At 37.3% G+C, this 14,111-nt stretch carries 15 protein-coding genes, 1 tRNA gene and 1 riboswitch; of the genes, 12 read left to right on the top strand and 4 right to left on the bottom strand.

The genetic code is table 11. The features are described 5' to 3' along the window. The first annotated feature begins 160 nt into the window (after positions 1 to 160). Positions 161 to 275, top strand: a riboswitch (TPP riboswitch). A 65-nt stretch (positions 276 to 340) separates the two neighbouring features. Continuing rightward, positions 341 to 913, top strand: a complete 573-nt coding sequence (gene thiT, locus NSQ14_RS08915) for an energy-coupled thiamine transporter ThiT (protein ID WP_346217088.1) — start codon at positions 341 to 343, stop codon at positions 911 to 913. A gap of 149 nt (positions 914 to 1,062) precedes the next feature. Continuing rightward, complete coding sequence (locus NSQ14_RS08920; protein ID WP_342020153.1) at positions 1,063 to 1,728, top strand: hypothetical protein; 666 nt, start codon at positions 1,063 to 1,065, stop codon at positions 1,726 to 1,728. A gap of 86 nt (positions 1,729 to 1,814) precedes the next feature. On the opposite strand, the gene NSQ14_RS08925 is transcribed toward NSQ14_RS08920, so the two are convergent. The 3 genes from NSQ14_RS08925 to NSQ14_RS08935 form a co-directional block, all read right to left on the bottom strand. Continuing rightward, positions 1,815 to 3,188, bottom strand: coding sequence for a dipeptidase (locus tag NSQ14_RS08925; protein ID WP_034770045.1), 1,374 nt, complete (start codon positions 3,186 to 3,188; stop codon positions 1,815 to 1,817). Positions 3,189 to 3,307: 119 nt separating this feature from the next. After that, positions 3,308 to 3,673 (bottom strand): Hsp20/alpha crystallin family protein, encoded by a 366-nt coding sequence (locus NSQ14_RS08930; protein ID WP_041845127.1) that lies wholly within the window; start codon positions 3,671 to 3,673, stop codon positions 3,308 to 3,310. A 138-nt stretch (positions 3,674 to 3,811) separates the two neighbouring features. Beyond that, positions 3,812 to 3,958, bottom strand: a complete 147-nt coding sequence (locus tag NSQ14_RS08935) for a small acid-soluble spore protein P (protein ID WP_072012675.1) — start codon at positions 3,956 to 3,958, stop codon at positions 3,812 to 3,814. A gap of 114 nt (positions 3,959 to 4,072) precedes the next feature. Between NSQ14_RS08935 and NSQ14_RS08940 the strand changes: the two genes are divergently transcribed. From NSQ14_RS08940 to NSQ14_RS08985, 10 genes are all read left to right on the top strand, one after another. Beyond that, the gene (locus NSQ14_RS08940; protein ID WP_041845128.1) at positions 4,073 to 4,324 is read left to right on the top strand and encodes a hypothetical protein; all 252 of its coding nucleotides are present in this window, start codon (positions 4,073 to 4,075) and stop codon (positions 4,322 to 4,324) included. A 104-nt stretch (positions 4,325 to 4,428) separates the two neighbouring features. Further along, positions 4,429 to 4,501: transfer RNA gene (locus NSQ14_RS08945), tRNA-Lys, on the top strand. Positions 4,502 to 4,820: 319 nt separating this feature from the next. Continuing rightward, a complete protein-coding gene (acnA, locus tag NSQ14_RS08950) occupies positions 4,821 to 7,550 on the top strand; it encodes an aconitate hydratase AcnA (protein ID WP_041845129.1) in 2,730 nt (909 codons plus the stop codon). A gap of 148 nt (positions 7,551 to 7,698) precedes the next feature. After that, positions 7,699 to 7,830 (top strand): FbpB family small basic protein, encoded by a 132-nt coding sequence (locus NSQ14_RS08955; RefSeq protein WP_043988134.1) that lies wholly within the window; start codon positions 7,699 to 7,701, stop codon positions 7,828 to 7,830. Between the two features lie 226 nt (positions 7,831 to 8,056). Next, positions 8,057 to 8,200, top strand: a complete 144-nt coding sequence (locus NSQ14_RS08960; RefSeq protein WP_041845130.1) for an acid-soluble spore protein N — start codon at positions 8,057 to 8,059, stop codon at positions 8,198 to 8,200. 99 nt (positions 8,201 to 8,299) lie between these two features. Next, a complete protein-coding gene (gene tlp / locus NSQ14_RS08965; RefSeq protein WP_034770057.1) occupies positions 8,300 to 8,521 on the top strand; it encodes a small acid-soluble spore protein Tlp in 222 nt (73 codons plus the stop codon). A gap of 118 nt (positions 8,522 to 8,639) precedes the next feature. Beyond that, positions 8,640 to 10,943 carry an AAA family ATPase gene (locus tag NSQ14_RS08970; protein WP_041845131.1) on the top strand — a complete coding sequence of 768 codons (2,304 nt, stop codon included), beginning with the start codon at positions 8,640 to 8,642 and terminating at the stop codon, positions 10,941 to 10,943. 2 nt (positions 10,944 to 10,945) lie between these two features. Continuing rightward, positions 10,946 to 11,368 (top strand): acyl-CoA thioesterase, encoded by a 423-nt coding sequence (locus NSQ14_RS08975; RefSeq protein ID WP_041845132.1) that lies wholly within the window; start codon positions 10,946 to 10,948, stop codon positions 11,366 to 11,368. 11 nt (positions 11,369 to 11,379) lie between these two features. Continuing rightward, positions 11,380 to 11,685, top strand: a complete 306-nt coding sequence (locus tag NSQ14_RS08980) for a hypothetical protein (protein WP_041901930.1) — start codon at positions 11,380 to 11,382, stop codon at positions 11,683 to 11,685. Between the two features lie 129 nt (positions 11,686 to 11,814). After that, entirely contained in the window at positions 11,815 to 12,276 is a 462-nt protein-coding gene (locus tag NSQ14_RS08985) for a FixH family protein (protein WP_041845134.1), read from the top strand. A gap of 228 nt (positions 12,277 to 12,504) precedes the next feature. Here NSQ14_RS08985 and NSQ14_RS08990 read toward each other — a convergent pair whose 3' ends face one another. After that, the gene (locus NSQ14_RS08990) at positions 12,505 to 13,959 is read right to left on the bottom strand and encodes a transposase (protein WP_041845943.1); all 1,455 of its coding nucleotides are present in this window, start codon (positions 13,957 to 13,959) and stop codon (positions 12,505 to 12,507) included. Positions 13,960 to 14,111 lie beyond the last annotated feature (152 nt).

Here is a 14,111-nt window from a genome sequence, read left to right on the forward strand (position 1 = left end):
GCGCGAGGAAACCTATAAAACGTCCGATTGGTTCGGTCAAATAATCAGTGAGGATATTGATTCCCACCAAAGAATAAAGTTCCCTTTTTGAATATGTTTGTTTTTAAAAACTTTCCATTTTCCAAGATTTGTACTATAATATTTTTGACAATTAAATCAACGTTTCCACAGGGGGAGCTGTTGCTGAGAGTGAATAGCAATCGTAAAGAGAGCTATTCAGACCCTTTGAACCTGTCTAGTTAATACTAGCGTAGGGATTGTGGAAGAGAGGTAGGATTTATTTTCTACTTTTCTTAGCTTCCTATGGAACGTTTGATAAAAAAACATAGGAGGTTTTTTTATGCGTTCAAAACAATTACAACCATTAATTGAGTCTGCCATTATGGCGGCATTGGCACTGATCATTGATTTGTTGCCATCAATTCAATTGGGACCATGGATTAGTATGTCATTTGCTATGGTACCGGTATTTATCGTTTCTTTCCGTTGGGGATTCCGATATGGTGTAGTATCCGGGTTGCTTTGGGGACTGCTGCAAGTAGTAACAGGAGATGTTACTTTTCTTCACTGGTTCCAATTTCTTGTTGAATATTTTGTTGCATTTGCTTGTGTCGGATTTGCCGGCTTATTTATGAATGTAATACAAAGGAAATTTCGTGAAGGACAAAAATTGGCCGGTTTAGGTTTTGCTGTTCTCGCTATGTTTATCGGTAGTGTTGCTAGATATATATGGCATTACATTGCCGGAATCGTTTTTTGGGGAAGTTACGCACCTGAAGGACAGCCGGCTTGGGTATATTCTTTAATCGTAAATGGCTCTGCTTGGTTGGGTTCATTTTTGTTCTGTTCGTTTGTTATGGTGTTCCTTTTGTCAGCATCTCCACGAGTTTTAACAGTAAGTCGAAACCAATAAAGCAAATAAGGAAGGGGGCTATCCAATTAGGAGCAGCCCCTGTTTTATTTTATCCATTCAAAAAAGTTAAAAAATGGGAACTGTTTTACATAAAAAAGTTGAAAATGGGGATTCATAGGAATGGTACAGAAAACAAGGAGGGATTTTATTTGAGTAACTTAGAATGGTTGTCTCGAATTGAACAAGCAATCAGTATAAGCTTACCTGAAGTGAGTGCAAAATTTGATGACTACGAAATCCGGTTAACCGTGAATACGACGAAAAAACACCCGTCACTATCTTTTTATACAGAGATAGATACAAAAATTTTTGAATTTTGCACTATTTACTTCGATCCGGTAAATCAAGAACTTTATTCTTACTATTGGAATGAGGATTTTGAATTAAATTCAAAAATTCTTTTTACTGAGTTGGAAGAGATCATTGACTTTATCTATGATGCATTTTTTGACTTTTTGGATCATGTTGAGGAAGATGACGAAAACGAGCAAGTGGAAAGCAGTGAAGAAAATGAAGAATTGGAAGACGAATTCCCTTATAGCGAGATTGATGTTATTGAAGAAAATATTCAGTGGATTTCAAATGATAAACATTTAGAAATTGAACAAAACTGGAACGGAGGTGACCATTTTACTATTCTTTTAAAATTAGGTGTCAATACCGAGAATGGGGACGGCTTGCTCTATCGAAGTGTGATTTTTGAGGAAGATGAGAATGAAGTACAAGAAACAAATTTCTTCTCATTTAAGGAAGAAGAGGCAGAATATGTAATCGACTTACTAAATGATTATATCCGTTATCTGGAAAAGGAGTAAGCAAATTAAGTATTAGGGATGCTCCAGAAACTTGGAACTTCCCTAATACTCGAAACCTAACCGAATTAATAAAAGTCAAACGTTTCTTATAAGGATTCCGCCAGATCATACCAATAATGGCACAGTGTCTCCATCCCTTTATAAAAGTTTTCTAAATGAAAATGTTCATTTGGTGCATGAAAGTTTTCACTGGCCAAGGCAAATCCAAGCAAAACAACCGGTATATTTAATGTTTCATTAAAATCGGCAACAATCGGAATCGAGCCACCACTTCTTGTGTAAGCCACTTTTGTCCCGTAAACTTTTTCACAAGCACGTCCGGCAGATTGGATAGCCGGGTGATCAAATGGTGTTAAGAAAGGTGAACCTTGGTCAAATGGAGTGATTTGAACGGTAACGCCTTTAGGTTTATGATTTTCAATATGTTTTACTAATAATTGAAAAATTTCTGCAGGATCTTGATTTGGAACGAGTCGGCAAGTAATTTTTGCAGTTGCCGTATTAGGTAATACCGTTTTAATGCCCTCACCTTGAAAGCCGCTATACATGCCGTTAATTTCCAAGGTTGGACGATAAGAAGTTCGTTCATAGAAGCTATAACCGGGTTCGCCAAATAGTTCCGGTACACCAAGTTCTTGACGGATCTTTTCATCATCAGAAGGGACTTGAGCAATTGCTTTCTTTTCTTCTTCAGTAATTTCCTCAACTTTATCGTAAAATCCCTCTACTAAAATTCGACCTTCACTGTCATGAAAAGAAGCGAGAATTTCAACAAGGGCATGAGCAGGATTTTGCACACCGCCGCCGAAACTGCCGGAATGAAGATCACTATTAGCCCCTTTGACATCAATTTGCAAACCGGTTAAGCCCCGTAGACCATAACAAATCGACGGTTTACCTTTATCAAGCATATCCGTATCAGAAATGACCAACACATCCGCTTGCAGCATTTCTTTATGGCTTTGTAAGAAAATCGGTAAGTTCGGGCTGCCAATTTCTTCTTCACCTTCGAAAATGATTTTTACATTAACAGGAAGTTTTCCGTCCGTTTGAAATAGCGCCTCAAGTGCTTTAATATGCATAAATACTTGTCCTTTATCATCGCTGGCACCACGGGCATATATTTTTCCGTCACGGACTTCCGGGTCAAATGGAGGTGTTTCCCATAAGTTTAACGGGTCAACCGGTTGGACATCATAATGACCATAAATAAGCACGGTCGGTTTATTTTCGGCATGAAGCCAATCTCCATATACAACAGGATTACCTTTTGTCTCCAGCACTTGAACATGTTCGAGACCAATTCTTGTCAGTTCATCACGGAGCCATTCTGCTGCTTTAAGGACATCTCCTTTATGTTCAGATAAGGCACTGATGCTGGGGATTTTTAAAAATTCTTTTAATTGCTCCAAGTTTTCGCTTTGATGAGTTTCTAAATATTGTTGGAATGATTGTGCCATTTAAAATTCCTCCATATGATTTTTGCTATTTTTGACAATTTTACTCCAAATTGGTGAGAATTTCCAGTCACTAAAAAAATGACATCAAGGCAAACCTGCCGTGATGCCTCATATTTTTATTATTTATCTTTTTTGTATAATTTTATTTCAAGTATATCATGTTCAAACCGTGTATCTATCTTGAGTTCATCAATCGACATGGGAAACGTAACCGTTCGTATTTTATAATTGTGGGAATGAGGATGATTTTTCTTGTGATCCTTTACTTTTATGGAAAGTTCTTGTCCGTTAACGGCAACATGGATATTTTCCTTTTGACAAGACGGTAAAAGTGCCTCAACAATAAATTCATTTTCAGTTTCGAATAAGTCAATACGAAATACTGTTTTATCCAAGTATGTTGTAAGTGGATCAAGAAAAAACTGTTCAAACCAGTTTTCAATTAATTTGGAATCAAATGGGGCGTTTTCATCTTTCCCATTCATTTTAGGTCCCCCCAAATTTGAGCTATATAAAAATATATCGTATTACCTCTATTTTACGTATCACTTATTATTTAGTGACATAAAAAATTCGTTAAATTATTTGAATTTTATATATTTGATGTTGAAGACTACATCAAATTACATCCCATGCCCCGGATTATTATTTTTTCTTGAATGATTTTGGTTTTTTACCTTTTTTGACCCACTTAACGGTTCAGGCTGTGTTCCATTACCATCACCTTTTCTGGCATTTTTCCTTACGTCTGAACCATCATTTTTATTCATTGTTTTCCCTCCTTACAATTTTAGGGGACCTTTCGAGTATAGCATGTTCATAAAGAATGAAAGATAATCGAATAAAATTTTTCCTAATGAGCACGATAAAAAAGGGGTGATGTTATGCCTTACCATAAAAATAAACAACAGGCATTTCAAGCGGCGGAGCAAGGAATGGAACAAGCTAGAGATATTTATCAACAACTTGATCCTTCTTCATCGGAATACGGGCATTATCTGAAACGTTTGAAGCAGGAAATTGATGAAACGGAACAACAACTTGAAAACGCACATGAAGTAGCTAGTGAAACGCAAAGAAAACAACTGGAGAATTACCAAGCAGAGATTGATACAATGAAACAAAATCTAGAATAAGCTTTTTGCGACTATTCCATTGGGATAGTCCTTTTTGAGTTTTTTTCACATTTACTGTTGACAAGTCTTCTTAAAAGCAGTAGAATATTCTTTGTCAACAGAACGGGGTATTAGCTCAGTTGGAAGAGCAGCTGACTCTTAATCAGCGGGTCGCAGGTTCGAGCCCTGCATGCCCCATCAAGGTAAAAAGCAATCAATTATTTGATTGCTTTTTTTTACTTTATAAAAAATAATAGTAAATTGACTATAGGAAGGTTTTTGTCCGGCTCCAGCCACTTTGCAATTTTTTCTGGTTGGCAGGTAATTATCGTAACATAATAGTTTTCATTTTTACTGATGGTTATTTCAGTAAAATGATAAGAAAAAATTATGTATAACAATAATATAGTCATAATTTACTTATCTTATAAATTATATTAATATAGACTAAAAGGAAAGTTATATTGGACTTCGAATGTCTAACTTTTCTACTATTTGCTTTAAGGGGGGAGTTATTTTGTCAAACAAAGCACTATACGATGCAAAGAAATCCTTTCAACTAAACGGAAAACGATATCATTATTATCGTCTGAAATCAATTGAAGATGCAGGGGTAGCAAAAATTTCCCGTCTACCTTATTCGATCCGGGTATTACTTGAATCAGTCCTTCGACAAGTAGATGGACGTGTCATTACAAAGGAACACGTTGACCATTTGGCAAAATGGGGTTCTGATGAAGTGAAGGATGCCGAAGTACCGTTCAAACCTTCACGAGTAATCTTACAAGACTTTACCGGAGTTCCTGCTGTAGTTGATCTTGCTTCGCTCAGAAAGGCAATGGCAGATCTTGGTGGTGATCCAGATCAAATCAATCCGGAAATACCGGTTGATCTAGTTATTGACCATTCAGTACAAGTTGATAAGTACGGAACAAATGATGCATTGCGTTTAAATATGGAACTCGAATTTAAGCGTAATGCAGAACGTTATCAGTTCCTGAGCTGGGCACAAAAAGCATTTGATAATTACCGGGCTGTACCACCGGCCACAGGTATTGTTCACCAAGTGAATTTGGAATATTTGGCCAATGTTGTTCATGCTGTGGAAGAAGGCGATGGAGAATATATCGCATTCCCTGATACGTTAGTAGGTACTGATTCTCATACGACAATGATTAACGGTATTGGTGTACTTGGTTGGGGTGTCGGCGGTATTGAAGCGGAAGCAGGGATGCTCGGACAACCGTCTTATTTCCCTATCCCGGAAGTCATTGGTGTTAAATTGACAAATCAATTGCCAAACGGCGCAACAGCAACAGATTTAGCATTAAAAGTAACGCAAATTTTACGGCAAAAAGGGGTTGTTGGGAAGTTTGTCGAGTTCTTTGGACCGGGTGTATCAACATTGCCGCTTGCTGATCGGGCAACCATTGCCAATATGGCACCTGAATACGGGGCTACTTGCGGTTTCTTCCCGGTTGATGAAGAATCTTTGTCATACTTACGGCTCACCGGACGCAGTGAGGAACATATTGAATTAGTAAAAACTTATTTACAAAATAATGATCTATTCTTTACACCGGAAAATGAAGAACCGGTTTATACTAATGTTATTGAGCTTGATTTATCAACAATTGAAGCAAATCTTTCCGGGCCAAAACGTCCGCAAGATTTAATTCCATTGTCAAAAATGAAAGAAGCATTTCATACAGCAATTAGTGCACCTGCCGGTAACCAAGGCTTCGGCTTAAAACCTGAAGAATTAGATAAAGAAACAACAGTTACTTTCGCCGATGGGTCCAATGTAAAAATGAAAACCGGTGCTGTTGCCATCGCAGCAATTACAAGCTGTACAAATACATCGAACCCGTATGTTATGCTAGGTGCCGGACTTGTTGCGAAAAAAGCTGTTGAAAAAGGTTTACAGCCACCGAAATATGTTAAAACGTCTTTGGCACCAGGTTCAAAAGTTGTTACCGGTTATTTAAGAGATTCCGGCTTATTACCTTATTTAGAACAAATCGGTTTCAATCTTGTCGGTTATGGTTGTACAACATGTATTGGTAACTCTGGTCCGCTTTTACCTGAAATTGAAAAAGCTGTAAGTGATGCAGACCTTTTAGTTACATCCGTTTTATCCGGTAACCGTAACTTTGAAGGACGAATTCATCCACTAGTTAAGGCTAACTATTTAGCTTCACCGCCTCTTGTTGTTGCCTATGCTTTGGCCGGATCAGTGGATATCGATCTTCAAAACGATCCAATTGGTAAAGATAAAGACGGAAATGATGTTTTCTTGAAAGACATTTGGCCGACAACGGATGAAGTAAACGATTATGTAAAACGTACAGTTACACCGGAATTATTCCGCAAACAATATGAACATGTTTTCGATGATAATGAACGGTGGAATGCCATTGAAACGAGTGATGATCCGTTATACAATTGGGATTCAGATTCAACATATATTCAAAACCCGCCATTCTTTGAAAACTTGAAACCGGAACCTGATGAAGTAAAACCATTAACCGGTATGAGAGTAGTTGGTAAATTTGGCGATTCTGTCACAACTGACCATATTTCTCCGGCAGGATCAATCGGAATGAATACACCAGCCGGAAAATATTTAAGAGAAAAAGGTGTTGAACCACGTGATTTCAACTCTTATGGTTCTCGTCGCGGTAACCATGAAGTAATGATGCGCGGAACTTTTGCAAATATCAGGATCCGTAACCAAATTGCACCGGGAACAGAAGGCGGCTATACAACTTACTGGCCGACCGGTGAAGTTATGTCAATTTATGATGCTTGCATGAAATATAAAGAAAAAGGTGTTGGACTTGTTGTTCTTGCCGGTAATGATTACGGTATGGGATCATCACGTGACTGGGCGGCGAAAGGTACGAATTTACTTGGAATTAAAACTGTTATTGCCCAAAGCTTTGAACGGATTCACCGCTCCAACCTTGTATTGATGGGTGTTTTACCATTACAATTTAAACAAGGTGAAAGTGCGGATACACTTGGTTTAACTGGAAATGAAATCATTGATGTTCATATTGATGAACATGTCAAACCACGTGATTACGTAAAAGTAACTGCGAAAAAAGAAAATGGCGATGTTATTGAATTTGAAGCGCTTGTTCGTTTCGACTCGGAAGTTGAAATTGATTACTATCGCCACGGCGGTATTTTGCAAATGGTATTACGTGAAAAACTACAGAAAAAAGCAGTTGCGAAAAACTAATTCATATTATCTTTAACCTGTCCTTTATAGAAGGGCAGGTTTTTTTAATTTTTTTCTAAATCAACAAAAAATGTCAAATTTTTGTCATAATTTAGCGAGCTTTTGTCAATAATATGTGATATTATGAATATAAAGGAGTGTGAGAAAATTGGGAAAAAGTAGAAATCGCTCATTTTCCGAACTTGTTAAACAAAATAAATCACAAATTTTAAAGGATCAGGAAATTATGGAAAAAATTGAAAGAAAAATTGAGGAAAAACAAATAAAAAAGGCAGAATAAATTTTGGAAAAATGTAAGCGTCGACATTGCTTACATTTTTTTCTTTACATAACCGGTTGTATTAGATACAAGATAAATAAAGTGTGACGTATCTCACACGGATGGTTAGTTGAACCAATCGGACGCATGCGGGCAGCCCGTCCCCATTTAACTTCTTTCTAAACTCGAAAATCTTGAGATGGGGAGCTTATTGCCCGTTAAGGCGGGATAAAAGAGGAGGGATAAGATGAGTAATCCAAAAAGGAACGCTAAAGCATATCAACCGGACCATATTGGAATGCAGCCAAGGAAATACGGAGGAAACAAAGGGAAGAAAATGCAAGATCAATCCGGTCAGCATGCTCAAGTAATTCAAACAAAAGGGGAGTAACGCCCAATTACTTATTCAATTTTATTGTATTCGTATAGTTTTCCGATAACTGTTAAAAATAAGATAGAACCTTTATTACATCAAGGAGGGCTAAATCGAATGAATCATACTCCGAAACCGGATGATCGGTCTGATAATGTAGAAAAACTGCAAAATATGGTACAAAATACAATTGAAAATATTCATGAGGCTGAACAATCTATGAAAACAGCTAGTGAGGAACAACAGCAACAAATTCGTAACAAAAATGAACGTCGGCGAGAAAGCATTGCGGCTATGCGGGATGAAATTAAAGATGAATACCATTCGCAACACGAGTAACTAGGTACTATAGGGAGGTCTTTACGATCTCCCGTTTTGTTTTCATTGTCTTAATTTGCATTGGAAACCTTTTCAAAAGTATAATAAGTGAAAATAGCATTAGAAAGTGATTTATATTATGAATAAAATGAATAGCAGTAAAGCTGAGCAAATAAAGAAAACCTATAGTGAACAAGAAATGCTTGACTATCTCATTTCTAATTATGATCAACTGAAATCTGAACAACCTAAATATTTAGCTGATCTGATTGTGTCCTTTACAAATCAATTGTTAAATACAGGCATGAATCAACAATTTATTAAACGTTGGCTGGAGCATGCTTTGAAAATCGATCCGAAAAATAAACCGGCCCTTTCATCTTTAAGTACATATCGTTTGCAGGAAAAAAGGCAACTGACTAACTCACTTGTATTCCCGCCGCTAAGGGAATCTGATAATCGCTCCCAACGGCAATCGACATTATTAAAATACAGACAAGTATGTGAATCATTTTTATTGCTTGCCGATGAAGAATTACAGCAGCTCCAGCATGAACTTTTATTGTTTAAAGACAATGAACAAATGAAAAAAACGTATGATGATCTTATCGAGGTACTTGAAAAAATTATTGAAGAAATTGTTCAACTCCAAAAACGGTTAAATGACTTTGATGAATTATCCGGACGGACCTTTTATAACGTCAATCAAGTTGAACAAATCCAGGAAACCGTAACAACAATTACTGAATTGAAAAACAGGTGGATAAATTATTTTGTGGATCCAGCCGAGGACCAAGAAACAACAGCACTGCAACAGTTAAACGAAATGATCGGGTTAACAGATGTAAAAAGAAGAATTGAAAACTTTTATCGTTACTTAAAATTTCAAAAGGCACGAAAAGAGTACGGATTGCAGACGAAAGATGAACCAAGCCTAAACATGATTTTACTAGGAAATCCGGGTACCGGAAAGACAACGATTGCTCGTTTACTGGCAAAAATTTACCATGAATTGGGCGTTTTGCCAAGTGAAGAGGTGATTGAAACAAACCGATCCCAACTTGTCGGTTCATTCGTTGGCCAAACGGAAGAAAATGTACGAATGATTGTTGAAAAAGCATTGGGTGGTGTTTTATTTATCGATGAAGCATATAGCTTAAAACGGACCGGGCAATCCGGAAATGATTACGGTCAAACCGCAATCGATACGCTTGTTTCCTTAATGACCAGTAAGGAATATGGCGGAAAGTTTTCGGTTATTTTAGCAGGTTATCCCGAAGAAATGCGCCAATTTTTAGATGCGAATACGGGGTTGCGGAGTCGTTTTCCGCAATCAAATATCATCGAACTGCCCGATTACAGCTTGGAAGAATTGCTGGAAATTGGTCAAAAAATTGCCAGAAGCAATGATTTTCTTTTAACAACAAAGGCTAAAAAATCTTTAGCTTATTTAATTGAACAAGAACAAGTAGATCAAACGTTTGGAAATGCACGGGCAGTACATAATTTAATTATGCAGGCAATTTTTCAAAAAGGGTTTCAAAAACAATCAACTCAACCGGAAATATTTTTTTACACTGTTCTTGATGAAAATGATTTCAAAAAACCAGCCAAAAATGAGCAAGATTCTTTATCGCCAATGGAAAAACTGAATAAACTCGTTGGATTAAAAGAAGTAAAAGATGCGGTGCAAACATATATTTCTTTTGTCAAAATGCAGACACTGAGAAGAGAACATAATTATCCTTCTGTACCGATTCAGCTTCACTCGGTTTTTACCGGAAATCCCGGTACAGGAAAAACAACGGTTGCCAAAATTTATGCAGAATTATTGAAGGAATGTGGCATGTTGAAACGCGGACATCTTGTTGTTGTAGGAAGGGCGGATTTAATAGCGGGCTATGTTGGCCAATCTGCTTTAAAAACAAAGAAGAAAATTCAACAGGCACTTGGCGGTGTCCTTTTTATCGATGAAGCTTATTCTTTATTTCGGGAAAATAATCAAGATTACGGTAAAGAAGTTGTTGATACGATTGTTGATGAAATGACAAAACACGGGGAAAATCTTGTCATCATTTTGGCCGGTTACCCAAATGAGATGGAGCAATTATTGGAAAGTAATCCCGGTTTAAAATCTCGCTTTAAAAAGTTTTTCCATTTTGAAGATTACTCGGCAGAAGAATTAATTGCCATTATGAAGCTTTTTGCAAAAAGTTATGCTTACGAGCTGGACAAAGATGCTGTTCAATTATTGCAACATGAATTATCGATAAAGAAACCAAAAGGGAATGGTCGTTTTGCCGAAAATTTGATTCATGAGGCAATTCAACAACAATCACTACGGTTAATGAAAACAGACCATACTTTGGATTTAGCATGTGTTAATAGACTCACAAAAGAAGATATTAATGCTGCCTTTCAAATTTTACTAAAGGGAGAGTAAGTATGTATATTTCTACAATAAAAATACCAGTACGATATGCCGAAACAGACCAAATGGGCGTTGTTTACCATGCAAATTATTTAGTTTGGATGGAAATTGGCAGAACAGCTTTAATTGAAGAGTTGGGCTTTAAATATGCAGATCTTGAAAAAGATGGAATACTTGCACCAGTCCTTGATATCCAAGTTTCCTATAAAAAACCTTGCAAATATGGAGAAACGGTTCAAGTAAAAACTTGGATTGAAGATTACAATGGATTAAAAACAGTCTACGGTTATGAAATTTGGAAAGAATCAGGGGATTTAGCTGTAACAGCAACTTCTTCCCATGTTTGTGTAAAAAAAGATAGTTTCAGACCGGTATCCATCAGAAAAACCCATTCTGATTGGCATGCCGCCTATGAAAAAGCGAAAAGAAAGAAATAGGGGGGATATGGATGGCTTTCGGTATTACCCGCCAGCATGTAAATGAATGGAAAAAAAGGATTGATCAAGGGGAAATTGCATTTTTAACGCATTATTGGTATGATGAGCGATTTCCTAAGGCCAAAACTGTTACAAAAGTTGGATGCAAAGATATAAATAAATTGATCCGGTGGGGAGAGCAATACGGTTTAAAAAAGGAATGGATTCATCATCGAAAAGAAGGATACTCCCATTTTGATCTGTTGGGAGATGTTGAAAAACAAATTTTGAAGCAAGAAGGGTTATGGGAATCTTCCCGATTTTTTAATAATTATTAGATTGTTAATGGCAAATCTTGGAGCTTCATAATGTTTAAATAAATGAATGGTTGCTGAAAACATTTGAAAATACCAGTTCATTTTTATTACAATGATTGGGAATGGGTTGATAACGAAAGGGGCAAGGGGATGAAGGTGAAATTAAACAATTTAACTATTATTCTTATTCTATTTTCTTTATTTTTAACGGCTTGTAATGCTTCAGCGAATAAAACAACAAATGAAGAAGAAATACCCGAATTAGTGGAAGTTGATTTACAAGTCCCGGAAAAAGCTGAAGTAGGGGAAAAGGTTTTAATCAAAGCACACGTTATCCAAGGCAATGAAGAGGTTGATGACGCAGATGAAGTCGTATTTGAAATTTGGAAAAACGGTAGTAAAGATGAAAGTCAAATGCTTGATTTCACAAAACAGGAGAAAGGAAATTATCAATTAGAAACAAACTTTGATTCATCCGGTGTTTACAATATTCAAGTTCATGTAACTGCAAGACGGATGCATGTGATGCCAAAACAACAAATCATCATCGGTGATGTTGATCCAAGTGAATTAACAACTACTGAAGAAACCGATCATCATGATCATCATTAAGAGCCTCTGCCAAAATAAAAAATATACCCTTGAGCGAGGCTCTGGAAAATTAATTATCTCGTTTTTTGCCTTTTCTTCCAGATTTTTAAATTTAATAAAAATAAAATGGCTATTTTTCTCCAAAAAAGGGCATACGTATCCTGCCTTCACAAAATGGGTTTTTTTCACTGCCCTTTGTGGAAAGGAGACGCTGCATTTGACTTATTCACATATCCACCTGTGAATAACTTAATTCAGTCGATGGCGTGTCCATCCACAATTGGCCTTTCCTGTCTGATGATACGCCATATTTGCCATGATATGCATAGATATCATGCAACGATCCACATGCGCTTCAACTGCCTGTTTTCCACGCTTGTGAACACGACGGAGACTATATCCGTCTTTTAGAATGCCAAAGATTCGTTCGATGATCGTTCTGGCACTATATAACACTTTAAATTTCCGCCCATGTTGGGGCAACTCGACGTCTACTTGAGGCGCTTGATCAAAGTCCAGCCGAAATACTCTTCCTTGTGCTGCCCCATTACAACATTCCACGTGATTCGACAGCGGGCAGGTGAGTCCTTCTTGCCTAGCATTTGGATGAAATACAGGACAAGTGTAAATATATTGCCCCTTTTCCCGATCAGATCCTCTAAGGTCCATTTTATGTTCACTGATACAGATGGGGGTGCCGTACCGATTGATTTTTTCAATTCCCCGGGCGGAAGTTGGTTTATCTTTACGGTTCCGTGGGTTGATGGGTGCCACCAATTTCGCCTGTAATACGTCCTTTGTCACTTTTTGATTTTCCGGCGTTTGGTAGATTCCATCTGCCAAGATAAAGTCCAACTGCTCAGCCATCTCGGGGTGCTCCGCCTTAAACGTCTCCAATGTCGTTTCTAATGTTTTCCCATCAGGTGTATTTCCTTTGAATACTTCCCGCGTCAAAGGCAAGCCGGATTTCACCCCGCATACCATTGATAATTTATGCGCAATATAGGAGACTGCATTGCTTTTACGCATCACCCCTGCGTTATCATCTGTAAGGATTCTGGGGCAATCGCAATCACCTTTGCAAGAACACGTCTTCCTTGTTTTATTCAACGTTGCTTCTGCCTCTATATGTGATGTATCCACGGCGACTGCTTTCTCAAAAGTTTCAACCACGCCTTCCCTTTTATTATATTCAACCACCAATAGCCGGGCTTTTTCCCAAAGATCATTTGTTGTCATGATTTGATCAAAGCGAGCAAAGGAACGGTAGCTCGGAATTTTCTCCGTAAATCCACACATGGCGGCAAATAGCGGGTTTGATTTCACTTGTAAATAGACACTTTCAACCATCACTTCAATATATTGTAAAGAGGCCAGTTCAAAAGCACGAAAAAAGGGCATGAAAGGATGCGGTTTTCTCCCGGCAGGAGAGGAATGAAATAAGGAAGACGTAGACTTATCTTCTTCCTCCGGTATTGAAAATAGTGCTGGTTGTATTTCATTAAAATGATCATGTGCTCTTTCCTTTTTTAGGTGCAAATATAAAAAGGTGTAGTAATCTCGTTCAACCGGTTTAAAAATCTCCCATGGAAAACACATGGCCGGAATGACAAAGGGTATATCGGCATAGTCTTGCCAATTGTGGGGAATCAAATTTTGTTGTATTGATAAATCTCTGGTTTGTGTTAGAATAGAAGTAGTCATGAAATCACTCCTTGGATACTGGATATTGGGTAGTACTTATATCTTACCAAAGGAGTGACTTTCATGGCACTTTTTTTTCAAAAATAATTATGTTTTTCCATTTTACAATATTTACCAGGGGAATGAGTAGCCTAATCTATTAAAACTCGTCT

Source organism: Caldifermentibacillus hisashii, from assembly GCF_039654145.1.
GTDB classification, from domain to species: domain Bacteria; phylum Bacillota; class Bacilli; order Bacillales; family Caldibacillaceae; genus Caldifermentibacillus; species Caldifermentibacillus hisashii.